A 25,286-nucleotide genomic window follows, 5' to 3' on the forward strand; every position below is an offset into this window, starting at 1 on the left:
GGAGCCGTTTTCATGGAAGGATTTCACCTACCTGACGCTTACCCTTTAGCGGGTAATCGCATAAACCTCACCATCTTTTGACTGGATCAGTAACTTGTCGCTGGCCACCACAGGTTCTGTCTGGAAGCCAGAGCTGTCCAGCTTCTGCTGGGCAACAAAGCGGCCATCCGTGGTGTTCATCCAGTGCAGATAACCTTCGCTGTCACCCACAACGATGTAGCCGTTGTACAATACTGGCGACGTTAGGTTACGGTGCAGCAGATCGCTTTGACGCCAAATCGCTACGCCACCATCTGTGTTCAACGCTATAACGCGGTCATCCTGATCAACCAGGTAAATGCGGCCCGCATCAACAATCAGATCTTTCACACCGCCGATTTCACGTTTCCACAAAATCTGACCTGAACGCAGATCTAACGCCGTTAAATCACCGTTGTAAGCCAGGGCGTAAACCACACCGTTAGCGACAACAGGCGTAGTATCAACATCGTTGAGACGATCAATTTCAGTTGCGCCACTTGGCTGCGAAATACGTTGCTGCCAAATCAACTGCCCCTGATTCAAGATCACCGCGCTGACGCGGCCGTTATCGCCGCCAACAATCGCACCGCCGAACGCCACGGCTGGCGCAGATTCACCACGCAGAGAGAGTGCAGGCATATCAAGGTTGACGCTCCACTTGATTGCGCCGCTGCTCTGATCCAGACCCTGCAACATGCCGTTGCTGGTATGAACCAGCACTAAACCATCGCTGACAACCGGACGTGATAGCGCTTCGCCAGCCACTTTAGTTTGCCAGGCAACCGCGCCGTCGCTGCTGTTTAATGCATAAACCTGTCCGCGCTCGCTGCCAACATAAACGCGATCGCCATTCGCTGTCAGGCCGCCGGAGAGCAAGGCTGAGCGATTACTGGAAAAGAAGCCGGTTTTCTCAGAAAGATCGATTTTCCATTTTTCTTTCCCGTTTGCTGCATCTAACGCTTTCACGATACCGAAGCGGTCGGCAGCATAAACGGTGCCATCCAGCCAGGCAGGATGCAGATTGGAATAGAAATCACCAATGCCATCGCCAACCGATGTGCTCCACGCTTCTTGTGGTGTGAATTGGTTTTCGACCTTAGGCAACGGGGCCATTTTTACTACATCTTCTTCGCCGCTAAACAGCGAACAACCGCTGAGCAAAGTGACTGAAATCAGCCCCGGCAGCAGGTATTTACGTAATTCCATGCGCTCTCTCTCGACTGGCTTAGCTTAAGTTATTCATCTTCATCTGCATCATTTGCTTCAATGCCGGAGAGGCGTCAGATTCTACCCCTTTACTCCATGCATCGCGCGCGCCCTGCTTGTCGCCTTTGCTCAGCAGCGCTTCGCCGCGAATGTCGGCGACAATGGCTGTCCAGCCATCACCCTTTACACCGTCAAGGGTTTTAAGCGCCGCATCAGCTTGATTCTGTTGCAGTTGAATGCGAGCCAGGCGCAGGTTAATGACTGCCTGCAGGTTGGCATCTTTAGTATCTTTCAGGCCGTTCTGTAACTGCGTTGCCGCTTTATCGAGCTGGTTGCTGTCAACATACTGTTTTGCCACATCCATAGAAGCCAGCGCACCGTAAGTGTTGCTGTTTTCATTGGCAAAGTTGCTGACAGCTTCCAGCGTCTGAGGCTTATCTGCCTGCATAGCGCTGGTAAGCTGCTGATACTGTGCCGAAACGGCTTTGGCCGAGCTTTCTTGCTGACTCGCCCAATAGCGCCAGCCACCCAACGCGGCAATGCCGATCACTACGCCAACGGCTAACGCCTTGCCATTGTTGGCAAAAAAGCGGCGAAGCGCATCAACCTGTTCGTTATCATTGCTATAAACTTCCACGCAATCCTTCTCCTTTCAATGGTCGTTGCTGTGACACGCTTACTGTAACAGCGTGCGCAATGCAGCAGCAGCCTCTGCCTGCGCCAGCGTTTGCTGATCGCCACTGCGCAGATCTTTAATCACCACCTGGCCAGCTTTCACTTCGTCTTCGCCCACGACCAGCGCGACGCGTGCGCCCCACTTATCAGCGCGTGCAAATTGCTTTTTGAAGTTGCCGCCACCGAAGTTGGTCATCAACTTCAGTTCTGGCACTTCATCACGCAGTTTTTCTGCCAGCTGCATCGCTGCTGACTGCACGCCCTGACCCGAAGCGATAACATAGACATCGACAACGCGAGTCGGTTCAAATTCAGGATTAACCGCCTGAACCAGTAACACCAGACGCTCCATGCCCATGGCAAAACCTACGGCTGGTGTAGCACGACCGCCGAGCTGTTCAACCAGGCCATCATAGCGACCACCGCCACATACCGTGCCTTGCGAACCCAGGCTATCAGTAACCCATTCAATCACGGTGCGGTTGTAGTAATCGAGACCGCGTACCAGACGCTGGTTAACGGTATAAGCAATGCCTGCATCATCCAACAGCGCACAGAGACCATCAAAATGCGCTCGCGACTCGTCGTCGAGATAGTCGCCCAGTTTTGGCGCGTCATTCAGTAATTGCTGGATATCAGGGTTTTTGCTGTCTAATACGCGCATGGGATTGGTGTACATGCGGCGTTTGCAATCTTCGTCCAGCGTCTCTTTATGCTGTTCAAGGAAAGCGACTAACGCATCACGATAATTGGCACGCGCTTCAAGTGAACCGATGGAGTTGAGTTCCAGGCGAACGTGATCGGCAATGCCCAACGCTTTCCACCAACGGGCATTAAGCATGATCAATTCAGCATCGATATCCGGTCCTTGCAGACCAAACACTTCGACGCCCATCTGGTGAAACTGGCGATAACGGCCTTTTTGCGGGCGCTCATAGCGGAACATCGGTCCCATGTACCACAAGCGCTGCTCTTGATTGTAAAGCAAACCGTGTTCGATGCCGGCACGCACGCAACCTGCGGTGCCTTCCGGGCGCAGCGTCAGACTTTCACCGTTGCGGTCGTCAAAGGAATACATCTCTTTTTCAACCACATCGGTGACTTCACCGATAGCGCGTTTAAATAACGGCGTTTGTTCAACGATCGGCATGCGAATTTCGCTGTAGCCATAGCTCGCCAGAACCTGTTTCAGAACGCCTTCAATCCGTTGCCAGATGGCTGTATCCGCAGGCAGATAATCGTTCATCCCGCGAATAGCTTGAATATTCTTCGCCACGTTAGAATCTCTTAATGCAAAAAAACCTGTGCGGCATCATACCTTATGAGGATGAAACCGCACAGGTTCAGTCAAAAAAGTCACGCGCGCAGCCTGCGCACGCCATTATTTTTCCAGGTGCTGTACGTCAATGCGACGGCTTTCGTCGAGCATTGAGGCTTTAGCGCGAATGCGCGCTTCCAGCTGATCGATCATATCGTCATTGTCGAGACGAACGCGCTGACGCACGCCATCTTCGTAAAAACCACTCTTCTTGCTGCCACCGGTTACGCCAAGCGTAGAGATAGTCGCTTCGCCTGGACCGTTGACGACACAGCCGATAATCGAAACGTCCATCGGCGTGATCAGGTCTTCAAGGCGTTGCTCCAGCGCGTTCACCGTGCCAATAACGTCAAATTCCTGACGCGAGCAGGTTGGGCAAGCGATGAAGTTAATCCCACGCGAACGAATACGCAGCGACTTCAAAATATCGAATCCGACTTTTACTTCTTCTACAGGATCGGCAGCCAGCGAAATACGCAGCGTGTCACCGATACCTTCTGAAAGGAGAAGGCCTAAGCCAATCGCTGATTTCACTGCACCTGCGCGTGCGCCGCCTGCTTCGGTAATACCGAGATGCAACGGTTGTTCAATTTGTTTTGCCAGCAGGCGATAAGATTCAACAGCCAGGAAAACGTCAGACGCTTTCACGCTGACTTTGAACTGATCGAAATTCAGGCGATCAAGGTGATCAACGTGACGCATGGCGGATTCGAGCAGCGCCTGCGGCGTCGGCTCGCCATATTTTTCCTGCAGATCTTTTTCCAGCGAACCGGCATTTACACCGATACGAATGGGAATGTTGTGGTCACGCGCGCAATCAACAACCATACGAATACGTTCGTTGTTGCCAATGTTACCTGGATTGATACGCAGACAATCGACGCCATATTCAGCGACTTTTAGTGCAATGCGATAATCAAAATGGATATCGGCGACCAGCGGAACGTCGACTTGCTGTTTAATCAGCTTGAACGCTTCGGCGGCATCCATTGTCGGCACGGAGATGCGAACAATGTCCACGCCTACGCGCTGAAGGGCTTTAATTTGATTAACTGTTGCAGCCACGTCGGTGGTGCGGGTATTGGTCATCGACTGAACGGCAATAGGCGCACCGTCGCCGACTGGCACCTTGCCGACGTAAATACGTTTAGATTTACGACGGATAATGGGTGCTTCGTTATGCATATTTCTTCTCCACAATTGCCCGGTACGCAATACGCTGTTATTGCGCACCTAATGTCAGGCGAGCAACCTGGTTAGTACGGATAAAACGACTCAAATCAACAGGCTGGTTCTGGTATTGCACCTGAACTGCTGATGGCGCGCCAATTTTCAGGCGATACGGCGCAGTTCCGGCAAGGCTAAGTTTACCGCCGCTGCGTTGCAATCCGCTGAACAATTTTTTACCGGTCGCGTCTGTGACTTCTAACCAGCAATCCGCGTTAAATGTCATAACAACGGCATTAGGATCGGTTGCTGGTTCACTTACTGCAGCGGCACCCACCGGCATTTGTGGTGCGGTTGGTGCTGCTGATGTGTTTACCGGCGGCTGGCTAGGTGAAACCACAGCATTGTCTTGTGGCGACGGTACCGTGTTATTCGCGTTAGTCGCAGGTGCAGGCGTATTAGCAACGCTGTTTTCTGTTGCGGCAGGCGCGGTATTGCTTTCGTCTGGTGCGGCAGGCGCAGCGGTGTCATCCGCTCCGCCGTCGCCCGCGTTTTCACCCAACGGGATGGATTGACTGTTGTCACCGTTGCTGCTGCCGTTCTGATCGGCCATCGTGACCAGTTCATCTTGCGACGCTTTGTGGTTTTGCCACCACCAGGCGCCCGTCAGACCCACGACCACAAACAACACCAGCCAGGTGAAGATCATCAACCAACCGTCGCGCTTTTTGCGGCGCTTGCCCAAGGAGAAACTTTGCATCGGTTCGATTTTTGCTGCACGCACCGGCGTTTGTTTCGCCATCATTGGCAGCAATTCCTCTTCAGGAATATGCACCAGACGTGCGTAAGAGCGAATGTATCCGCGCAAAAACGTTGAGGCTAAATCAGCAGGCGATTTATCTTCCTCAATGTCTCGTACGGTAGAAAGTTTCAGACACAGGCGTTCAGCAACGTTCTGCTGCGTCAGTCCCATCTGCTCACGGGCCAGACGCAGGCGTTCGCCTGTAGAATGTACTGCAGAGTTCTCTTGAGTGGCTTCAGTATTCATTAGCTAAATAACGCTGGTACTGTATCGATTGTGGAAAACGTCGCGCTAACTGGTCGCCATAACGAGTAATGTCTGCGGCATTTTCCTGTTGCGCGGCGAAACGTATGTGTAACGCCAGACTGCGTGCCGTTTCTGGCAAACGTTGCTGGTAAATCTCTAACAATAACGGTGTGTTAACCGATTGGTGAGTCTCCACCAGCCTTTCAGCTTCGGCCAACATGGACTCTCCTTTGCCCCGATCCGCATCCAGCGCGTGCAGTATGGCTGAACGTGCTGACTCATCGTCGCCTGCCTGCAGATAACAATATCCCGACAGTTCGAAAGCATCGATGCGGGCGTCTCCTTCCTGCGCATCCATTGCCCGTTTAAACTGTTGATGCGCTTCGTCATACTGCCCTAAAGCGCAAAGAAACGCACCGTAATTGTTAGCAACGTATCCATTCTTTGGTGCCAGCCGCTGAGCCACAAGAAACTGCCTGGTCGCGGCAGCAGAATTTCCCTGTAGCCGCGCCAGTCGAGCCAGCGCCAAAGGCACCCGATAATCACGGGGCGCAGCAGCCTGAGCGCGCAGAAAGTTGCGCTGTGCTGCGGCATAATCTTCTACTGCTAAATAATGCATACCTAACTGTAGACGGACTTCTGCCGCGCCAGGTTGTGGTGTATTGCTGACACAACCGCTTACAACAAACAGCGCCACTAATTTTGCTAACACGCCTGCAGGTAATCCTTTACGCATTTTACTTCCCCCATGTCGCTTGATTAGCTGGCAGCAGCCTGCCACGAGCGACACCAACGGGGAATATTATGCGTCAGGGTTTCAGAGCGCCTTCACAGAGATCAGTTCGCCTGCCATTTTTTTCTTCAGGGTACGTTTGGTACGGTCAATGACTTCACCCGCCAGCTGACCACAAGCAGCATCGATATCATCGCCACGGGTTTTACGCACAATAGTGGTAAACCCGTAATCCATCAGGACTTTTGAGAAGCGGTCAATGCGGCTGTTTGAGCTGCGTCCATAAGGTGCCCCTGGGAAGGGGTTCCATGGAATCAGGTTGATTTTACATGGCGTCTCTTTCAGCAGTGCGGCAAGTTCGTGCGCATCATCAGTGCTGTCATTAACGTGATCGAGTAAGACGTACTCGATGGTGACACGTCCCTGGTTAGCATTGGATTTTGCGATGTAGCGTTTTACCGCTGCCAGGAACATTTCAATGTTATATTTTTTATTGATTGGCACGATATCGTCGCGCAGTTTGTCGTTTGCGGCATGCAGCGAGATCGCCAACGCAACGTCAATCATATCGCCGAGTTTGTCGAGCGCAGGCACCACGCCAGAGGTAGAAAGCGTCACACGGCGTTTAGACAATCCAAAACCGAAGTCATCCAGCATGATTTCCATCGCCGGAACCACGTTGTTCAGGTTAAGCAGCGGTTCGCCCATGCCCATCATCACAACATTGGTGATCGGACGCTGGCCGGTCAATTTTGCGGCACCGACAATTTTTGCCGCGCGCCATACCTGACCGATAATTTCGGACACGCGCAGGTTGCGGTTGAAACCCTGTTGGGCAGTCGAACAGAATTTACACTCCAGCGCGCAACCTACTTGTGATGATACGCACAGTGTGGCGCGATCGCCTTCCGGAATGTACACGGTTTCCACCAGCTGATCGCCCACGCGGATCGCCCACTTAATGGTGCCATCGGCGGAGCGCCACTCTTCTGCCACTTCCGGCGCGCGGATCTCGGTCAGCTCCATCAACTTAGTGCGCAGCTTTTTGTTGATGTCAGTCATCTGCTCGAAATCATCGCAGCAGTAGTGATACATCCACTTCATAACCTGATCGGCACGGAAAGGCTTTTCGCCAAGCGAAAGGAAAAATTCGCGCATCTGCGGACGACTCAGATCCAGCAAATTAATTTTTTGGCTTTTTGGGGAAACAACAATGGGGGATGCGGACGATGGCGTCACAATCTGTTCGGACATAATGTTCTCTGGCCTCGTTGTTACACGTTATGGCTCTGGTTAAGAATAGGTAAAAAATTGCGCCCTCACTAAGAAAGCTTAATGAGGGCGCAATATTGTACAACATCTGCTGCCTGATGCCAGGCGGGATCGAAATCCTTGCGCAGATTTTTGTAAAGCCAGCTATCCGTTTATCGCGAAGCGATTAACGAGTGCGTGGGCAAATTTCGTTTTCGCCGAAGAAGTAAGCGATTTCACGTGCTGCGGATTCTGCTGAATCTGAACCGTGAGTCGCGTTCTCAGTGAAGCTGTCAGCGTAGTCTGCACGCAGCGTGCCCGCCAGCGCGTTCGCTGGGTTGGTTGCGCCCATCAGATCGCGGTGACGCTGAACGGCATTTTCGCCTTCCAGCACTGAAACTACTACTGGGCCAGAAGTCATGAACTCAACCAGACCGTCAAAGAAAGGTTTGCCCTGGTGCTCAGCATAAAAACCTTCAGCCTGCTCTTTGCTCAGCTGCAGCATTTTCGCGCCAACGATTTTGAAGCCTGCGCTTTCAAAACGGTTGTAGATTGCACCGATCACGTTTTTAGCGACGGCGTTTGGCTTGATGATAGAAAAAGTACGTTCGATTGCCATGATGACCTCTGTCTTGATGTCCTGAAGAAACCGGGAAGCGCACGCCCCGGCTAAGAAACGGCGCCGATTATAGGGGTTGAGTCAGGCATTGCCTATCAGAGATCCCATAATTTGTTGAAAAATATTGATCTCTGTCGAAGTAATGGCTCAGTAAGTGTGCAATCAGCCGGTTTGCCCTCATTGAACGGTAAAGTTCACCGAGGCGAGTTGACCGGTTTCATCCATCACCACCAATTGATATTCACCCGGGGTGTTCAGGGCCAGCGACTGCGTATTGGTTGGGCTCTCCTCTGCCAACGGCTCACCATTAAGAAACCACCAGCGTTGATTTCCCTGACCGCCTTGCACCGTAACCGGTAAAACCAATGATGTTTTCCCGGGCAGTGGCTGCACGATCTGCCCCTCAATCACCCCGGTTAAAATCAGCGGCAGCACATTTCCCTGCTGTAGCGGTGGGCATTGCAGATCACCAGGCGGCAACCTTTGGCTGCGACGCTCAGCTTTTGCCAACCATGGCTCCAGCGGCAGCGGCCACATAATTTGCTCGTGAGGTGTGGCTTGCGGACAATCCGCAGCAACACGTAACCCTTTGGCATTTTGCCAGTAGCGCAGCCGCAAACCGCTAAATCCCTCCTGGCCGGGCGCAAGCAGCGTGGGTGGCAGCGTATTATCCAGCACCCAGCTTTGTCGCCGTTGTCGGCAGTTTGTGTCACCCGCCGGTAAAGGTTGTCCGCCAGGCCAGCAAATGCTCGCGCTGCTGACGGAGGCAGGACGCGGATCGCCCGGTGCGCGGTTGCCCGATAAGCGGCTCATCAGCACGCTATTCACCTGATTCAGTATCGGAATGGCGGTGGCAACGCCATATTGCCCTGCAACCGGGGTTGCATCGGGCCGTCCAACCCAGATTCCGATTAAATAACGTGGATTAATGCCTATCGCCCATGCATCACGATAGCCATAACTGGTACCGGTTTTCCACGCCAGCGGCACCACATCCGTCACAGTGCCATTTCCCGCAGGTTGTGCTTCACCGGCCAAAATGCGCCTTACAATCCATGCCGCGCCCGGCGAGAGCAAGGGACGCTCATGCAAAGGCTGATCCGCCAGCCAGCGCAAATTTGCCGCATTGCCATGACGAGCGAAAGCGCTGTAAGCCGCCAGCAGTTCATCCATGCGCGTGCCAGTGCCGCCAAGGATCAGCGAAAGATTAGGTTCTGCGGCGGGCGGAAAGCGCAAATTCAATCCTACGTTGCGCAAACGCGCAGTGACATTTTTTGGCCCTAGCGCTTCCAATAGTTGCACTGCTGGCAGATTGAGCGAGCGTTCCAGCGCGTCACTGGCGCTGACCGGCCCATGAAACCCGCTATCAAAATTGCCGGGGCGATAGTTACCAAAACGGCGAGGAACATCCTGCAACAGTGATTCCGCATGGATCAATCCGTCATCCAATGCCATGCCATATATAAAGGGTTTGAGCACCGATCCTGGCGAACGCACGCTGGAAATCATATCCACATGGCCAAAGCGGCTGTCATCGTTGAAATCGACTGAGCCAACGTAGCCACGCACCTTCATCGACGTATGATCCACCACGAGCATCGCTAACGAGCTCCGGGGCGGCAGTTGCGCTTTCAGGTTTTCTGCCACCCTCTCCAGTTCACGCTGCAATGCGGGATCGAGGGTTGAGACGATTTTGTTTTCGTGGGTTTGCGTTAGCAAACGTCGCGCCAGCAGCGGCGCCATTTGTGGCATTTGGCGTGGCGGCAGCCAAACCGCTTCCTGCCTGATTTCTGCCACCTCTTTTGGGGTCCAAACGTGGTATTCAGCCAAACGATCCAGCACTTTGTTACGCGCTTTTTCTGCACGTTGCGGCCAGCGATCGGGACGTAAACGGCTGGGCGCCTGCGGTAATACCGTCAACAATGCCGCTTCGCCTTTGGTCAACTGTGAAGGCGGCTTACCCAACCAGCTCCAGCTTGCCGCACCCACACCTTCTAAGGTGCCGCCGAAGGGTGCTCGATTGAGATAAAGGGTTAAAATTTCCTGTTTAGAGAGATGCCATTCAAGCTGCACGGCACGCCACGCTTGAATGATTTTGCCACGCAGGGTACGCGGTTGAGGATCGACCAATCGCGCCACTTGCATCGTTAAGGTACTGCCACCCGAGATGATTTCACCGCTGGAGAGATCTTGCCAGGCGGCACGAATTAACGCGAATGGATTGATACCCGGATGGTGCCAGAACCAGCGATCTTCATAAGTCAGTAGCGCTTCTACGTAAGCGGGCGCGACATCTTCCGGCGTGACGGGATAACGCCAGATGCCCTGCCGATCGGCAAAGCGCCACAGCGGCGTGCCATCTTCCGCCACGACGACACGTGCAGGTTGCACCTGATGCAAGGGAAGAGGGAATAACCGATCCAACGCCAAAGGAAGCGCGAATAATGTCAGAAAAAAAAGCGGCAGCCCGAGCCACCGCTTGTTGAAGTGCACGCGCTTCACCCGCACGCATCCTGCTTAACGCACATGAAGCATCTCTGCCGTATTGCCCACCGCGCGCCATTCCGGCACATACATTGACTCCACCTGCGGCGGCGGCATTTTATAGCGGCCTGGCGTAACGGCACGTGCCAGATAGATCAGCGTGGCAGGCCGATAGGTATCCACAGCCAACGCCGCCACGAAGCGATCGTCACGAAACTCAATGTGTTTGATGTCTACCTGCTGCATATCCATCATGCTCTCCTTGAGAGCATCGGCGCTGTCGCCGAGGCTGGCACTGCTGTCAGCGAGGTTCTGATTCTCCAGTTCCAGACCCGCAGGCAACATATCGACCACCAGCACATCGTTAACGCTTTTCTTCGCTGACACGGTTAAACGCACCATGATTAATTCACCGCTGTTCAAATTGTCGAGATTGGCGGCTTTGCCGTTGAGTGTGAAATACTCGCGCTTGATACCCAGCACGTTACTCATCGGTGCAGGCGATGAAGCGGGATACCCCACCACGTTGAGACTGGCATACAGCGGCGAACGACTTTCATTGCTAACCTCCACGCCACGCATCAGCTGCGTTTCATTCAGTGCGGTGTTCAGCAATCCGTCACTGCTCAGCGGTTCCCGATGACCGGTCAGTGTCGCCTGCCATTGGTCACCTTTACTGTTTTGCAGCGTTCGTGCCGCCAGGAACAACGCATTATTTTCTTGTGTAGAGAACCAGCGCTTGCCATGAACCGCTTTGGTCAGCGCCAGCAGCAGCGTGTTTTGTAAATCCGGTTGGAGATTATTTTCCGCCAGCAAAGCGATCATTAATGCGCGGTCGCGAACGTCACTGCCGTAATCACCAAATCCATCATTGTCTGGACGATTCATCGCAGCGCCCTGCCCAATGGCCAGCTGCGCACGCTGTTCATCGCCCATCAGTTTTAACGCAATACCCAATTGCATGAGCGCCAGCCCTGATTTCGCCTTGTCGCGTTTTTCATATAGCGCACGCAACGCCCCTAACGGCGCTTTCTGCTGCCGTGCCAGCACCAGTCCCGCGTATGCCTGAACGCTAAAACGCAGCGCCTCAACGTCATTGCTCCAGCCTTTGTCAATTTGTGACGGATCTTGCAGATAGCGCAGCAGACGCTCATCGGCGCGGGCGATGACACCTTCTGGCAGCGCATACCCCGCTTCGTTGGCACGCAATAAAAAGTCAGCGACATACGCTGTCAGCCAAAACTCCTCTTCGCTTTGTTTGCTCCACAAGCCGAAGCTGCCGTTGGGCCGCTGCATTCCCGCCATGCGAGCAATACCGGTATCAATGGCGGCACGACGCGCATCGTCGCTGCTGCTTTTGATGCCCATTGCCATAAGTTGCGCATGGCGGGTAAATACCGACGGCCAGATTCCGCTGGCGGTTTGTTCCAGGCAGCCATAAGGATAAGCGTACAGCTCGCTGATGTAGCTGGCGATGTTCAGCGGTGGACGATTGCTGAGCGACAATCTGCCGCTTAAGGTCTCTTTCTCCATTCCGCTGAACGCAGTTGCCATCACTTGCCACGGCTGATTGGCCGTAATCACTGCATCGAAATTCAGTGTTTCCGCTGGATAAGCGGGCCGCACGCCTATTTTCCACTGCTGCTTGCTGGACTTGAGATTTTCACCCGGCAGATTCAGGCCAGACACTTCAACGTCTACGCTGCCATCACCAAAGCCGTTCAGCGCTTTAACCGGCACTTTCAGCGTGGTTCGCGCGCCTTTCGCCAGCGTCACGTTTTGTGTCACTGCGCCATTCAGTGCAACCAATCCGTTGGCAGAGAAATTCACTTTTAACGTTTGCGGGAGATCGGTGAGATTAGTGATATCCAGCGCCAGGTTCGCTTGGTCGCCGCCCGCCAGGAAGCGCGGTGTGGCGAGTTCGGTAATAAGCGGTGCAGCGACCACCAGCTTGCGCTCTGCTGCGCCAAAACTCTCCTCACTCCAGCCTTGGGCCATCAGGCGCAGCTCACCGTTAAAGGTTGGAATCGGCAGTTCCAGCGTGCCTTCCCCGTTTTCATCCAGCGTGACCGCCTGTAATTGCTGCGCCACAATATTGACCTGTGTGACCGGCTTTTTGCCGCCGCGCCGCATGGCATCTTCGCTGGCATCGCCGCCGAAGCGTAATGCCGCCAGCCGCCCTCCGCCTTCAATCAGCTGGCCAAATACATCATATTGATCGGCGTTGTAACGTTTACGGCCAAAGAAGGCGTCCCACGGGTTCGGGGTTGAATAATCCGTGATGCTGAGTACGCCGCTATCCACGGCCGACAGCAGCAGATGAATCTGCTGCGGTAGTGCGCCACCTTCCCGGCTGGCTTTTATGTTGATTTTCACCGTTTGATCGGGACGAACCTTGTCAGGTGCGTCGAGTGCCAGCGTTAAACGCCGCGCTTCTGTTGCCATGGGTAAATGCAGTAAACCCACCGCGCGTTTTGGCGTAGCACCGCTGACTTTATCCCCTTCACGCACCACGATGGCGCTGAGATAGAGATCGTGGCGCTGCCAGCTTTTATCGATGGGCACAGCGAGGGTGGTACCGCCAGCGGGAACATCCAGTGCCTGCCACCAAAGCGTGCCACTGCTCGATTCAACCAACAGATAACCTTTGCCCGCTGCGGGCGATTCCACCTGTATCTGTGCAGTATCACCCGGTTGATAAGCCGCTTTATCGAGCTTCAACTTGACCTGATCCGGGCGTAATGCGCCAGTGCCGTTGGTGTTATCCTGCCAGCTGTAACCGGCCTGGAATCGCACGCTACTAACAATTTTCTCACCGGCCTGCACTTCCAGACGATAGGCGCCCCACTCCACCGGGAAACTGACTTTGCTGCTGCCGCCAGCAGGAATCGTGATGCGCTGTTCATCTTCCTGCAGATCTTTTTGATCGAAGCGTGATTGCCAACCTTCGCTGTCGGAAAAGCTCCAGTAATAGTCGTGGCGTTCACGAATGAGTCTGACATCCAGATTGTTTACGGCGAGCTTTTCACCCTTGCTGTTGGCATACAGGATATCAAACTCGGCCTGGCTATTTTCTGGCACCGTGGGTTCGTCATGGTAGCTATCGTTGCGGTAGTCATAGACGGCTTTGCTGCTGAACAGCGGGCGAATACCCGGCAGCGCATCGGCTGGCCAAATCGCCTGGGTTACACGACGCGTGACCGGACGACCACCGGTTTCAAGCAGGCTGGCTTGTAGAATCAGATTGAGCGGCGAATGACTTTCTGCCCACTGACTTTCAACCGCCAGTTGCGCCTGACCTTTTGCATCCAGCTTGAGGTCGACGTCACCCAGGCTGCGCGTTAATCCCTCTTCGGTGATATCACCAAACTGATAACCTGGCAGCGCAGCAACTGCTTCACGTGCCGGACGAAGATAAAGCTGGCCTTGCAGCTGATTTCCCGCGGCGGGTGCGCCATAAAGATAACGCCCAGCAATATCAAAAGTAATGTCAGCATCAGCGTGTTGCGGCTTATCGCTGTTTTTCAGAGTAAGCGCCATGCGCTCTGGCAAAAAGTCCTCTACCTGAAATTTCCACTGTCGCGGCAAATTGTCACCGGTATTCAGGCGCAATGACCATTCGCCGGTCATCGCAGAGGCTGGTAACGTCAGACGCTGTTGGTAAAAACCCTTTTCCGTCTGCCAGACAAAGCTGCGCGACACTTCACCATCCGGTTGCAGCAGCTCAGCTTTGATGGGCTGCGCGGGCAACGGATTGCCATAAACATCACGCAGCAGAGCGTTAACTATCACCGTTTCGCCTGGACGATACAGATCGCGTGGCCCAAATACGAACAGCTGTTTTTCGTAACCTTGCGGCCCGGCGACAGGGAATTCAGCCAGATCGAGCGCCGGGCGAGTGAGATCAATTAATGAAGTCTGTTCACCCAGGGTGGCGAGTAGCAGCTTGCCTTTGGGTTGAGCTTTGAAGCGTAAATGCCCGTTATTATCGCTCTCGCTTTTTTCCAGTTGCTGCCCTTTCTCATCCAGCAACTGCACGCTGACGCCTGAAAGCGGTGCGCCAGTTTCCAGGCTTTGGGTAAAGAGATCATATTGCGTAGGGAAGCGATGCAGCGACAGACCAATATCGCTGAGCGTAAACAACGTGGCGGGCGTGCTGTAGTGATAACTGCCAGCCTGTTTCATCACCGCCAGATAAACACCCGGCTGCTTGAGAGCATCCACGTTGCTCAGCGGTAGCTGCAATTTTTCACGTGTATTGCGTGCTGGATTGAGATCAAAGCGGCCGGTATAGACCAAATCTGCGTTTTTCAGTAAATCGTCAGATTGCCAACTCGACAAGTTGCTGCCGTAATTCCACTGAGCCAAAAAATCTGCCAGCGTGGCGTTTTTAACCCGGAAAAAATCCACATCAACGCGCGCAATATTTAGCGCAAGAACCGGTAAACCTTGCGTCAAACGCAGCGGCAACAATGAACCCCGGCTGGCAAATCCCACCATCGGTTGAATATCGCGGGTGGTAAGCTTTTGCGAGAAAGGCGCGCTAAGGCTTTCACCGCTGGCGGCACGCAGCGCGGCATTGACCTTCAGTGACAGCTTACGGGAGGGTTCAGGGTGACGAAAACGCAGCGCTTTACGGTTGTTTGAAAGCTCCCAACCGCCGTCAACTTTTCCGCGTTCATCATCGGTCAGTGTGACCAGGCGAGAGAAATCCTGCTTTTCATCGAGCGGAGCATTGAAGGTCAGCACTAACGTCGCTGCGCCGTCCAGCTGTAATTCAGAGAGATCACTCACCTGAAGCGGCTTGGCTAGCGATGTTGCCGTCACTGACTCAGCGGCAACAGCTGAAAAAGAAGTAAGCGCTGCGGTACTCAGCAGCACACTGCTCAACAGCATGCTGAGCAGCAGCCGGTTAATGCGTTTGTTCATGGTAAATCCTTCACCCAGACCCAGAAGAGGTTGTAAATAACGCTGCGCAATTTCACATCAACGCCGCCATTTAATCAACGCTTTCCCTTGAGATAGCGCGCCCATTACCGGAAACTGGCTCTTCCTGAATCTTGAGAAGAGGTTGCTATGACAGCTCCCCTGTTTGTATCCGCTGACTGGTTGAATGAACATTACACCGACAAAGACCTGCAAGTGCTGGATGCGCGAATGCTGCCGCCAGGCATGGAGGCGGTGCGGGATATTCAAGCCGAATATCTGACAGGCCATTTACCTGATGCGCCTTTTTTCAATATTGAAGCGCTCTCCGATCACACCAGCCCCTATCCGCACATGATGCCGCGCGCCGAAGGTTTTTCAGTGGCGATGCGCGAACTGGGCGTCAGCAGCGATAAACATTTAGTGGTGTACGATGAAGGCAACCTGTTCTCGGCACCCCGTGCATGGTGGATGCTGCGCGCTTTTGGCGTACAGCAGGTTTCTATTTTAGCGGGCGGTTTGCAGGGCTGGAAAGCGGCAGGCTTCCCGGTAGAAGCCGGCCCGGTTACGCTGCCAGAAGGCGAGTTTGAAGCCACCTACGATGAAAGCCAGGTTAAGCGTTTGAATGATGTGTTGCTGATCAGCCATGAAGGCGGTGCGCAGATTGTCGATGCGCGAGCCGCGAATCGCTTCAATGCAGAAGTGGATGAACCGCGGCCCGGACTGCATCGTGGTCATATCCCGCGTAGCCTGAATGTGCCGTGGAACAATCTGGTGGCGAACGGCGAGTTAAAGCCGGTAGCTGAGCTGCGCGACCTGTTTGTTAAAGCGGGTGTGGATATTGAAAAACCGGTGGTTGCCAGCTGTGGATCGGGTGTGACTGCGGTGGTGGTGATTCTGGCGCTGACTGCGCTGGGTGCGCGTAATGTCGCGCTGTATGACGGTTCGTGGGGCGAATGGGGCAGCCGCGACGACTTACCCATTGAGAAATAAACGTATTAATTGAAAAAGTGCGGCCTGTTTAACGATAAACAGTGCCGCACTTTTTTTAGATAATACGCTGGCTGCCCTTGAAGTCGCGCAGGAAACTGCCCCAGCGACGTTCATAAAATGGCGTAATGTGGGCGGTAAAAAAGTGGCTGATGCCGCGATCGTCCAGCGTCACTTCGCAAATATCGATGGGCGCATCATCCGGTAAGGTATCAGTCGCTACGCTGCCTGCAGCCTGAATGATGGCGTCAATATCGCTTTCCGCCTCGATGCCAATCAGCAGATTTGGCTCTTCTTCCGCACTTTCACGAATGCTGGCGACAAAGGCGCGTCGCACCTGTTTGTACTTGCTGAACAGCTGGGTCAGAGAATCGATCATCTGCGCAGGCGGTTCCGCCACTTCTGATAACAGCAGCGCATGCCCGCCTTCCAACACTGTTTGTTGGCTCAGCGCATCGCCCTGCTCGCCCAACAGATGGCTGATCTCAGCCGCAGAAAACTCTTTACCGCTCGGCAATTTTGGGTTCAGAAACAGCGCTTCGCCACGTGTCATTTCGAACAGCGTGCGAACCGGCAAACGCAGATAAGCTTGTTCAGCACTGATGGCTTCGCTCATCGCGTGTTCAGAGGTAAAAAACGGAATGACGCTGCTGCCATCTTCTTTTTCCCAGTGCTGCAAATCGACCGGTGTATTGGCATCCAGCTGCTGTGCAGTGCTTTCACCTGGCACCCAGGCATCTGCTTCCAGCAATAACTGGAAAAACTCGGGACGATGCGCAGGCTCGGTTGCCGCCAGCTTCAGCACTTCTTCAAGACGATTCATAATCTACTCTCAAAAAAGCGGCGGCCTGTTTGCCGCCGCTGGGATCGTTTACTTCAGTAACAGGTTTGCCAGCGTACGTACGCCAAGACCGGTTGCACCCGCAGACCACTGATCCACTGCGGCTTTGCGATAGGTGGCGGAGCAGTCAATGTGCAACCAACCTTGCTGATAATCGCTGACAAAATGCGACAGAAAAGCAGCCGCGCTGCTGGCACCCGCAGCATGTGCTGGGCTGGCAATATTGTTCAGATCGGCAAAGTTTGATGGCAAATGGCTACGATGGAATTCTGCCAACGGCAAGCGCCAGAACGGCTCGTTCTCACTGACTGCGCTGCCCATCAGTGACTGCGCCATGACATCATCAAAGGTAAACAGGGCGTGATAATCGTTGCCGAGCGCCGTCTTTGCCGCACCGGTCAGCGTTGCCGCATCAATCAGTAAAGTCGGCTTTTGCTCGCTGGCATCAATCAGGCCATCGGCCAGGACCAAACGCCCTTCCGCATCGGTATTCATGACTTCAACGGATTTGCCGTTACGATAGCGAATGATATCGCCCAGTTTGAAGGCATTGCTGCTAACCATGTTATCCGCGCAGCAAAGATAGAGTTTTACGCGCTTATTAAGACCGCGTGAAATGGCCATCGCCAGCGCGCCAGTCACCGTTGCCGCACCGCCCATATCGGATTTCATTGAGTCCATGAAGCTGCTCTGCTTCATGCTGTAACCGCCAGTATCAAAGGTGATACCTTTGCCGACCAGACAAGCGTAAACCGGTGCTTTGTCGTCGCCGGTTGGGTTGAAATCCAGGGCAAGAAAAGCGGGTGGGCGATTTGAACCGCGCCCAACCGTATGCAAGCCCATGTAACCTTGCTCGCGCAGATCCTCGCCTTTGGTAATGCGATAGCTAACAGCATCGCCGCCTACTTCACTGATCAAATCCACTGCGCTGTGCGCTAAATCTTCTGGCCCCAACTCTTCTGCTGGCAGGTTAATGGTGTCACGTACCCAATCAACGATTTTCAGGCGGCGAGCAAACTCAGCTTGCTCATGCTCACCCAGTGTCGGCCAGTCAACCTGACGTTTGCCTTTTGGTCCACGATAGCCTTGCCAGAAAGCCCAGCACTGTTCGAGGTGCCAGCCCTCACCGACCAGCGCGACATGGCGAACGCCCTGACCATCAATTTTGCGTGCGCCGCGTTGAATCGTCATCAGCGCATCAGCGCCGGTAATATGCAGCGTCATACCGCTGTCGTTGCTGGTCAGAATGGCTTTTTCGCCCCAGCGCGCATCGGCGGGCTGGTTGCTAAGAGTGATGTTCATCGGTTGCGTGGTCATCGCGAAGCTCCGTATACGTTATAAGTGTCATCCAGGCAAAGTGTAGGTACGGCCTGTGAAGGTGTTACATGGAATGTGCAGACAATCCTGATAACAGATTATTTCAGGCGATGCCAGCGCATCCCGGACAATAGCGCCCTTTCCAGAATCATGCGGCTTAACGATTAGCGTGCAGCAGAATTCAAGGCGCGCAGACGTGTGACCGATTTTTGCACCAATGTGATGGCGTAATCGATCTCTTCTTCAGTGGTAAAACGGCCAAGCGAAAAGCGCAGCGAACTGTGTGCAAGTTCGTCGCTCAGGCCCAAGGCTCGCAGCACGTAAGAAGGTTCAAGACTGGCAGAAGTACAGGCTGAACCCGAGGAGAGCGCTAAATCTTTTAGGGCCATGATCAACGATTCGCCATCAACATTGGCAAAGCTGACATTAAGGATATTGGCAGAACTTTGCTGCAGATCGCCGTTGAGGTAGACATTATCGAGCACGCTAAGCCCTTGCCATAAACGATCGCGCAGTTGCTGCAAACGCGCCATCTCTTGTTCACGCTCTTCATGGGCGATACGGTACGCCTCACCCATGCCGACAATCTGGTGCACCGGCAACGTTCCCGAACGCATACCGCGCTCATGACCGCCGCCATGGATCTGGGCCGCAATTTGAATACGCGGTTTACGCCGCACGTAGAGCGCGCCAATGCCTTTCGGGCCGTAGATTTTATGCGCTGAAAAGGACATCAAATCGACGTTTAGTTTGCTGAGATCAATGGGTAATTTGCCGACGCTTTGTGTGGCATCAACATGAAAGAGAATATCGCGCTCACGACACAACTCGCCCATGGCAGCGATATCCTGAATGACACCAATTTCATTATTGACGTGCATGATTGAAACCAACACGGTGTCATCACGCAGCGCCGCGCGCAGCGCATCCAACGTGATGATGCCATTAGCGGCAGGCGTTAAATAGGTCACGTCAAAGCCTTCGCGCTCAAGTTGTTCACAACTGTCGAGCACCGCTTTGTGTTCCGTTTTGCTCGTGATGATGTGTTTGCCGCGCGCCTGATGAAAATGGGCAGCGCCTTTTATGGCGAGGTTATCTGATTCAGTCGCGCCGGAGGTGAAAACAATTTCACGTGGATCGGCATTAACCAGTTCCGCCACTTGATTGCGCGCAACGTCGACCGCTTCTTCAGATTGCCAACCAAAACGGTGAGAACGCGAGGCCGGATTACCAAAGGTGCCGTCCAGCGTCAAAAATTGCATCATTTTGCTGGCCACACGCGGATCGGCCGGCGTGGTTGCGGCGTAATCCAGGTAAATCGGTAATTTCATTGCGCTACAGCTCCGTATAAAAATTCATACGTATTTATAGCAGAAACGGCCCTGACCGCGTTAGCAGTAAGGGCCGAAGAGGCAGGGATTAAGAGGCGCGTAGGTTAACGTTAATTTCCTGAGCACGCGGCTTCTGGAAGCGACGGTTGTCATTCGCATTTTGACGATCGGCAACATCAAGGATTTCCTGATTGTTGACCAATTCAGCCAGCGTAATGTTGTTCAGGAACTCACTAATGCGCACGCTCAGATCGCGCCACAGAACGTGAGTCAGGCAACGCTCGCCGCCCTGGCAACCTTCTTTGCCCTGACATTTAGTGGCATCGACAGATTCGTCAACCGCCGTGATCACTTCGCCTACCGCGATAGCATTCGACTCTTTACCAAGCAGATAACCGCCACCCGGGCCGCGAACACTGGCCACTAAGCCATTTTTACGTAAACGCGAGAATAACTGCTCCAAATACGACAGCGAAATGCCCTGACGCTCAGAAATATCAGCTAGCGGAACCGGGCCTTCATGGGAATGAAGGGCAACGTCCAGCATAGCAGTAACGGCATAACGTCCTTTGGATGTCAGTCTCATAGCGTACGACCTCAATAGCGTCCGGTTATCGGAGGATTAGCGAAAGATGTCCGAAGTCTGACATTCCCGAGTAAATTGGTCAACTATTTAACCGAGTATTTTAGTCAAGTATTTAACCAAGTAATTTACTCAACTATTATCGTCGCCATCCTTGCTGTTTTTACGCTTCTCAAATGAAGAAAGCATGCCGCGCAAAATATTGAGCTCATCACGTTCTGGACGCGCACGGGTATAAAGGCGACGCAATTTGCTCATTACCTGGCCCGGATTGGCTTCACGAATAAAGCCGCTGCGCAGCATCATCTGTTCCATGTGCTGATAAAAGCGCTCAAGATCGTCGACCAGCGGATAAGGTGACGCTTGATACTCTGGTTTTGGATCGGCTTTTTCTTGCGCCTGCAGCCATGCCATGCGCACTTCATAGGCGATGATCTGTACCGCCATCGCCAGGTTCAGTGAGCTGTACTCTGGATTAGCCTGAATCGCGACGTGATAATGGCATTTCTGCAATTCGTCGTTAGTTAGCCCCACGCGCTCACGACCAAACACCAGCGCGACCGGCGCTTGCTGGCCCTCTTCCACACTTTTGATGCCGCATTCGCGCGCATCGAGCATTGGCCATGGCAGCGAACGTGAGCGTGCGCTGGTGCCAACAACAAGGCTACATCCGGCGATCGCCTCGTCGAGCGAGTCAACGATTTTGGCTTCGCCAATAACATCGCTGGCGCCTGCGGCCAGGGATATAGCTTGGGAATCCGGCTTCACCAGCGGATTAACCAGATAAAGATTCGTTAAACCCATGGTTTTCATGGCGCGCGCAACGGAGCCCATGTTGCCGGTGTGGGAGGTTTCCACCAGCACAATTCGAATATTTTGCAGCATAATTGGGATTGGTCAGAAAATGATGGCGCTCAGCCTAACATAAAAACAGGACATTTACCGAACACGCTGATATACTCCGCGCCGTTTTCCCCGTTCTTTAACATCCAGTGAGAGATACCGATGCATCCGATGCTCAACATCGCCGTGCGCGCAGCGCGCAAGGCCGGAAATTTAATTGCCAAGAATTATGAAACCCCGGACGCCGTCGAGGCTAGCCAGAAAGGCAGCAACGACTTCGTTACCAATGTTGACCGCGACGCAGAACGCCTGATTATCGAAGTTATTCGTAAATCATATCCGCAGCACACCATTATCACCGAAGAAAGCGGTGAACTGGCGGGCGAAGATCAGGACATTCAATGGGTAATCGATCCGCTGGATGGCACCACCAATTTCATCAAACGTCTGCCCCACTTCTCTGTTTCTATCGCTGTGCGCATCAAAGGCCGCACCGAAGTTGCCGTGGTTTACGATCCAATGCGCAATGAGCTGTTCAGCGCAGTACGTGGTCAAGGCACACAGCTTAATGGATATCGTCTGCGCGGAAGCATCGCTCGCGATCTGGATGGCACTATTCTGGCAACCGGCTTCCCGTTCAAACTGAAGCAGCACGCGCCAACTTACATGAACATCGTTACCAAACTCTTTACTCAGTGTGCCGATTTCCGTCGCACCGGTTCAGCTGCGTTGGATTTAGCGTATGTTGCAGCAGGACGCGTTGATGGTTATTTCGAGATCGGCCTTAAGCCGTGGGATTTCGCAGCAGGCGATTTGCTGGTGCGTGAAGCAGGCGGTTTGGTCACGGATTTCACGGGTAATCACGGCTATCTGCACTCAGGTAACCTCGTAGCGGGTAATCCTCGTGTCGTAAAAGCGATGCTTTCCTCTATGCGTGAAGAACTGAGTGAAGCGCTGAAGCGCTAAAAGCAGAGAGGTATCGCGCGACAGCGTGAACGAAAAAGGCGGCATTCCTATGCCGCCTTTTTTATTGCCTTTCAGAGACTAAAGAAAATTAACGACGTTCGTGGCTCAGAACCTGATGCGGCTGAGTACGACGGCCAATCATTCCCATCACACCGGCCAGGATAGCTTCAATAATTAGCATGAAGAAAGCGTACCAGCTGGCTTTTGCCGTAGCAGCGGCAGCCTGCTCAGCCGCTTCACGCGCTTTTTGCTCAGCCTGCTGTTTGAGTTCCTGATATTTCTGCATCGCCTGTTGGTAGCTCTGTTCAGTCTGGGCCACAATCTGATCGACTTCCTGATCGCTTTTCCCAGTACGCGCTTTAATGATATTTTTCAAAGCGTCACGATCGGCTGCTTGTAATGTATCTGAGTGACGATCCATGATGCCGCGCAGCCAGTTTGTTAAGTCAGTATCAGCATTTTGTGGCTGCTTAGCTGTATCCGCCGCTTGGTTCTCTGCATTTTGCGCTTCTTTATTTGCATCCTGCTGTAAGTTCTCTGGCTGTAATTCCGGCTTGCCCGTTTGGCGCAGCGTGGTTTCCAGCTCATTTTGCAGATCGCCTAAATTAATATTATTTTCTTGTAGCTTATCTTTTGCCATTTGCGTAACCGACGGCGCGGCGGCGGAAATACCACTACCCAATGCCTGAAATCCTGAACCCACAATATTCATTGCACCGCCTAATACGCTGCTGGCGAGTGAAACTGCGAGCCAAATGGTAAATAATGTGCTCAGGCCGAACATTAACAAACCATGCATTGCACCTTCACGCTGCGCTAAACGTCCGGCAACGTAACTACCTGCAGCCATAGCCAGCAGCATATTAATGGCGGTCCACACCAACGCACCTGTGCCGAGATGCTGCAGTGGATTCTTTTCTTCCATAGGATCGATGGTGGTGGCGCCAATTGCGGTTCCAAGCAGGGCTAATAAAATGTGCACGATCAAAGCACATATAACCCCTGCGAAAACAGCGCTCCAGGAAATACGTTTCAATGGTAAGCCGGCAGGCGTTGTTGCCACCGTTTGCGTAGTACCATTACTAATCCGAGTTTCAGCCATAATGTATTCTCCTTGCGACAGACGTAAGTAAAAACTTTTAATTATCTAACCGAGTGAGTTAATACCCTTTGGTTGTTATTCAGCGTAGACAGAGAAAACTCATTTCACCAGCAAAGCGTGAAGAGATAAAAATATTACCGAGGCGTGAAAAAATAACTAGCGAGGAGAATAGCGCGTGGAAATATAAATTCCGCTGCGCTTTTTTAATAATTAGAAAGGGCGAATTCCACCGGTTAATGCGGGTTGTGCTGATTGCCATAATAGTGTTCCGGCAAATATTAATAGCAGGCTACACAACAGCGCCAGCAGGGGCATCAAAAGGCGTGCACTTTTCGCTACACCGCTGACGCGTGCCAACCGCTGGGCTAAAGCACGTGATCGCTGCACGAACAAGCCAATGGCGGAGATAGTCAGTGCGGTGCCCACGGCCATTACTGCTGCCGATGCCACGCCCCAGAGATAGACGCCGATGACCTTAGCGAACAGCAGCATCATGATGGCACCCGAGCAAGGGCGTAAACCCATCGACATCACCACCAGTAACTGCGTCTTGCCATTCACCGCCTCAGAAATTTGCTGCGCGCTGGGCAGATGCGCGTGACCGCAGCCGCAATGTGCATCGTGTTGATGATCAGGCCGTAAAGTATAGATTTTTAGTACCGAACGCTGCTGCCGTTGCTGCCAAAGCGACTGTAGCGCGCGATAACCTATCCAAATGCCTAATCCAATCACCAGCAAATAGCTGCCCTTTTCAAGCCAAAAACTGCCGAGATGAAGCTGACGTGACGACGTTTGCAGAATAACTAGCATGAGCGTCACTAACACGATGGCAACTGTACCTTGCAGCAGCGATGCCAGCAGCGTGAGTTTCAAGCTGGTTTTTAGCTTTGCCGGATGGGTTGCCAAAAAAGTGGTGATGACGACTTTGCCATGTCCCGGGCCCAGCGCATGCAGCACGCCATAGAGCAGGCTGAATAACAGCAGTGAAAGGCCAGCCTGATGAGGTTGATCAGCTACCTGCTGCAACAACTGGGTCATTTCGCGGTGCAGCGTTTTCTGCCACAACACGCTCTGCAACAGAATCTGCGACCAGTGCAGCCAAAGGGTCACGCCCAGCACCATCAATAATGCAGCCAGTAACCAAAGCGGCCAGCTGCGCATCACGCGTGGCGACAGAGACATCAATGACATGTCAATATCACCGTTTGGGCAAATTGCCGTCCTAAATCGACTTCTTCCGGCGGCGCGTCTGCTTTGTCCAGAGACAAGGCATATTGCTTCAGTGAATCGTTTGGTTTGGGCGTGTTAAGGTCAAATGCACAGCGCGACTGCAAACGGGCTGGCAAGCTCAACGCGCCTGCATTGTCATAAAACATATCGACAAAATAGGTGGGATCGAATGTCAGGATTTCGAAGCGCTGGCCGCTGAGTATGGGGGGTTCTGCCAGCGGCAGGATGAATTCCAGCACCGCTTTGTGACCGTTACGTGAGAGCTGATACTCTTTTGGTAAATTCAAAAATTTCACCCGCTGTTTATTGTGCCAGATTTCAGAAAAATAGTGCTGGCCCAATACATTAGCCATGACGCCTGCCGCCAACTTTTTCCAGATCACCGAACCCGGTTTCGCGTCACCCGCGTCATATAACAGATCAGCGGAGGTGATCTCATCCATCGTCCAGGTCATTTTCAGGCCGGTAAAATGATCACCATCAACGACTAATTCAGTTTTCATATCGATAAAGCTGTGCGGATGCGCTAAAGCCGTCGAACTCATCAGTATCAGCAAAGCAAAAAGTGTGCGTTTCATAATGTTATAAAGTAACGTTCCTGATGAAAAGAATCCATAAGTAACAAAATTTTGTGA

General features: G+C 53.1%; 20 protein-coding genes. 2 read left to right on the forward strand and 18 right to left on the reverse strand.

Annotation, left to right across the window (positions count from 1 at the left end; genetic code table 11):
• Positions 1 to 45: 45 nt before the first annotated feature.
• From bamB to SC127_RS03220, 10 genes are all read right to left on the reverse strand, one after another.
• Positions 46 to 1,227 carry an outer membrane protein assembly factor BamB gene (gene bamB, locus SC127_RS03175; protein WP_243077407.1) on the reverse strand — a complete coding sequence of 394 codons (1,182 nt, stop codon included), beginning with the start codon at positions 1,225 to 1,227 and terminating at the stop codon, positions 46 to 48.
• Positions 1,228 to 1,246: 19 nt separating this feature from the next.
• Positions 1,247 to 1,864: a YfgM family protein gene (locus tag SC127_RS03180; RefSeq protein WP_215845868.1), complete on the reverse strand. Its 618-nt coding sequence runs from the start codon at positions 1,862 to 1,864 to the stop codon at positions 1,247 to 1,249.
• Between the two features lie 39 nt (positions 1,865 to 1,903).
• Positions 1,904 to 3,178: a histidine--tRNA ligase gene (gene hisS / locus SC127_RS03185; protein WP_243077406.1), complete on the reverse strand. Its 1,275-nt coding sequence runs from the start codon at positions 3,176 to 3,178 to the stop codon at positions 1,904 to 1,906.
• A gap of 105 nt (positions 3,179 to 3,283) precedes the next feature.
• Complete coding sequence (gene ispG, locus SC127_RS03190) at positions 3,284 to 4,405, reverse strand: flavodoxin-dependent (E)-4-hydroxy-3-methylbut-2-enyl-diphosphate synthase (RefSeq protein ID WP_243077405.1); 1,122 nt, start codon at positions 4,403 to 4,405, stop codon at positions 3,284 to 3,286.
• Positions 4,406 to 4,442: 37 nt separating this feature from the next.
• Entirely contained in the window at positions 4,443 to 5,435 is a 993-nt protein-coding gene (rodZ, locus tag SC127_RS03195; protein WP_215845865.1) for a cytoskeleton protein RodZ, read from the reverse strand.
• Positions 5,425 to 6,171 carry a type IV pilus biogenesis/stability protein PilW gene (pilW, locus tag SC127_RS03200; RefSeq protein WP_243077404.1) on the reverse strand — a complete coding sequence of 249 codons (747 nt, stop codon included), beginning with the start codon at positions 6,169 to 6,171 and terminating at the stop codon, positions 5,425 to 5,427. The genes rodZ and pilW overlap by 11 nt, the downstream gene beginning before the upstream one ends.
• 81 nt (positions 6,172 to 6,252) lie before the next feature.
• Positions 6,253 to 7,422, reverse strand: coding sequence for a bifunctional tRNA (adenosine(37)-C2)-methyltransferase TrmG/ribosomal RNA large subunit methyltransferase RlmN (locus tag SC127_RS03205; protein ID WP_215845863.1), 1,170 nt, complete (start codon positions 7,420 to 7,422; stop codon positions 6,253 to 6,255).
• Between the two features lie 184 nt (positions 7,423 to 7,606).
• Positions 7,607 to 8,038, reverse strand: a complete 432-nt coding sequence (ndk, locus tag SC127_RS03210) for a nucleoside-diphosphate kinase (RefSeq protein WP_003848684.1) — start codon at positions 8,036 to 8,038, stop codon at positions 7,607 to 7,609.
• Positions 8,039 to 8,215: 177 nt separating this feature from the next.
• Positions 8,216 to 10,540, reverse strand: a complete 2,325-nt coding sequence (gene pbpC, locus SC127_RS03215) for a peptidoglycan glycosyltransferase PbpC (protein WP_332625204.1) — start codon at positions 10,538 to 10,540, stop codon at positions 8,216 to 8,218.
• 15 nt (positions 10,541 to 10,555) lie between these two features.
• Positions 10,556 to 15,451 (reverse strand): alpha-2-macroglobulin family protein, encoded by a 4,896-nt coding sequence (locus tag SC127_RS03220; protein WP_332625206.1) that lies wholly within the window; start codon positions 15,449 to 15,451, stop codon positions 10,556 to 10,558.
• A 147-nt stretch (positions 15,452 to 15,598) separates the two neighbouring features.
• Between SC127_RS03220 and sseA the strand changes: the two genes are divergently transcribed.
• Positions 15,599 to 16,441 (forward strand): 3-mercaptopyruvate sulfurtransferase, encoded by an 843-nt coding sequence (sseA, locus tag SC127_RS03225; protein WP_332625208.1) that lies wholly within the window; start codon positions 15,599 to 15,601, stop codon positions 16,439 to 16,441.
• A gap of 55 nt (positions 16,442 to 16,496) precedes the next feature.
• Here sseA and sseB read toward each other — a convergent pair whose 3' ends face one another.
• The 5 genes from sseB to trmJ all read right to left on the reverse strand — a co-directional run bounded on the left by sseB (position 16,497) and on the right by trmJ (position 21,395).
• Positions 16,497 to 17,261: an enhanced serine sensitivity protein SseB gene (gene sseB / locus SC127_RS03230; protein WP_215845861.1), complete on the reverse strand. Its 765-nt coding sequence runs from the start codon at positions 17,259 to 17,261 to the stop codon at positions 16,497 to 16,499.
• Positions 17,262 to 17,309: 48 nt separating this feature from the next.
• Entirely contained in the window at positions 17,310 to 18,596 is a 1,287-nt protein-coding gene (gene pepB / locus SC127_RS03235) for an aminopeptidase PepB (protein WP_215845860.1), read from the reverse strand.
• Positions 18,597 to 18,760: 164 nt separating this feature from the next.
• Positions 18,761 to 19,927, reverse strand: coding sequence for an IscS subfamily cysteine desulfurase (locus SC127_RS03240; RefSeq protein ID WP_332625212.1), 1,167 nt, complete (start codon positions 19,925 to 19,927; stop codon positions 18,761 to 18,763).
• 88 nt (positions 19,928 to 20,015) lie between these two features.
• Entirely contained in the window at positions 20,016 to 20,513 is a 498-nt protein-coding gene (gene iscR, locus SC127_RS03245; protein ID WP_215845858.1) for a Fe-S cluster assembly transcriptional regulator IscR, read from the reverse strand.
• A 129-nt stretch (positions 20,514 to 20,642) separates the two neighbouring features.
• Positions 20,643 to 21,395 (reverse strand): tRNA (cytosine(32)/uridine(32)-2'-O)-methyltransferase TrmJ, encoded by a 753-nt coding sequence (gene trmJ, locus SC127_RS03250; protein ID WP_215845857.1) that lies wholly within the window; start codon positions 21,393 to 21,395, stop codon positions 20,643 to 20,645.
• 120 nt (positions 21,396 to 21,515) lie between these two features.
• On the opposite strand from trmJ, the gene suhB reads away from it, so the two are divergent.
• On the forward strand, positions 21,516 to 22,319 hold the full coding sequence (gene suhB / locus SC127_RS03255) for an inositol-1-monophosphatase (protein ID WP_215845856.1): 804 nt from the start codon (positions 21,516 to 21,518) through the stop codon (positions 22,317 to 22,319).
• An 88-nt stretch (positions 22,320 to 22,407) separates the two neighbouring features.
• Here suhB and SC127_RS03260 read toward each other — a convergent pair whose 3' ends face one another.
• The 3 genes from SC127_RS03260 to SC127_RS03270 form a co-directional block, all read right to left on the reverse strand.
• A complete protein-coding gene (locus tag SC127_RS03260; RefSeq protein ID WP_215845855.1) occupies positions 22,408 to 23,421 on the reverse strand; it encodes a TIGR04086 family membrane protein in 1,014 nt (337 codons plus the stop codon).
• Positions 23,422 to 23,631: 210 nt separating this feature from the next.
• On the reverse strand, positions 23,632 to 24,612 hold the full coding sequence (locus SC127_RS03265; RefSeq protein WP_332625214.1) for a nickel/cobalt transporter: 981 nt from the start codon (positions 24,610 to 24,612) through the stop codon (positions 23,632 to 23,634).
• On the reverse strand, positions 24,603 to 25,229 hold the full coding sequence (locus SC127_RS03270) for a DUF1007 family protein (RefSeq protein WP_332625216.1): 627 nt from the start codon (positions 25,227 to 25,229) through the stop codon (positions 24,603 to 24,605). Before SC127_RS03270 ends, SC127_RS03265 begins: the two co-directional genes overlap by 10 nt.
• Positions 25,230 to 25,286 lie beyond the last annotated feature (57 nt).

This window comes from Pantoea sp. T14 (genome assembly GCF_036663535.1).
In the GTDB taxonomy this organism is placed as follows: domain Bacteria; phylum Pseudomonadota; class Gammaproteobacteria; order Enterobacterales; family Enterobacteriaceae; genus Pantoea; species Pantoea phytostimulans.

Coding starts and splice junctions, on each gene's coding strand:
- bamB (WP_243077407.1), bottom strand. CDS start 1,227: ATGGAATTACGTAAATACCTGCTGCCGGGGCTGATTTCAGTCACTTTG.
- ispG (WP_243077405.1), bottom strand. CDS start 4,405: ATGCATAACGAAGCACCCATTATCCGTCGTAAATCTAAACGTATTTAC.
- rodZ (WP_215845865.1), bottom strand. CDS start 5,435: ATGAATACTGAAGCCACTCAAGAGAACTCTGCAGTACATTCTACAGGC.
- pilW (WP_243077404.1), bottom strand. CDS start 6,171: ATGCGTAAAGGATTACCTGCAGGCGTGTTAGCAAAATTAGTGGCGCTG.
- SC127_RS03205 (WP_215845863.1), bottom strand. CDS start 7,422: ATGTCCGAACAGATTGTGACGCCATCGTCCGCATCCCCCATTGTTGTT.
- ndk (WP_003848684.1), bottom strand. CDS start 8,038: ATGGCAATCGAACGTACTTTTTCTATCATCAAGCCAAACGCCGTCGCT.
- SC127_RS03220 (WP_332625206.1), bottom strand. CDS start 15,451: ATGAACAAACGCATTAACCGGCTGCTGCTCAGCATGCTGTTGAGCAGT.
- sseA (WP_332625208.1), top strand. CDS start 15,599: ATGACAGCTCCCCTGTTTGTATCCGCTGACTGGTTGAATGAACATTAC.
- sseB (WP_215845861.1), bottom strand. CDS start 17,261: ATGAATCGTCTTGAAGAAGTGCTGAAGCTGGCGGCAACCGAGCCTGCG.
- pepB (WP_215845860.1), bottom strand. CDS start 18,596: ATGACCACGCAACCGATGAACATCACTCTTAGCAACCAGCCCGCCGAT.
- SC127_RS03240 (WP_332625212.1), bottom strand. CDS start 19,927: ATGAAATTACCGATTTACCTGGATTACGCCGCAACCACGCCGGCCGAT.
- iscR (WP_215845858.1), bottom strand. CDS start 20,513: ATGAGACTGACATCCAAAGGACGTTATGCCGTTACTGCTATGCTGGAC.
- trmJ (WP_215845857.1), bottom strand. CDS start 21,395: ATGCTGCAAAATATTCGAATTGTGCTGGTGGAAACCTCCCACACCGGC.
- suhB (WP_215845856.1), top strand. CDS start 21,516: ATGCATCCGATGCTCAACATCGCCGTGCGCGCAGCGCGCAAGGCCGGA.
- SC127_RS03260 (WP_215845855.1), bottom strand. CDS start 23,421: ATGGCTGAAACTCGGATTAGTAATGGTACTACGCAAACGGTGGCAACA.
- SC127_RS03265 (WP_332625214.1), bottom strand. CDS start 24,612: ATGTCATTGATGTCTCTGTCGCCACGCGTGATGCGCAGCTGGCCGCTT.
- SC127_RS03270 (WP_332625216.1), bottom strand. CDS start 25,229: ATGAAACGCACACTTTTTGCTTTGCTGATACTGATGAGTTCGACGGCT.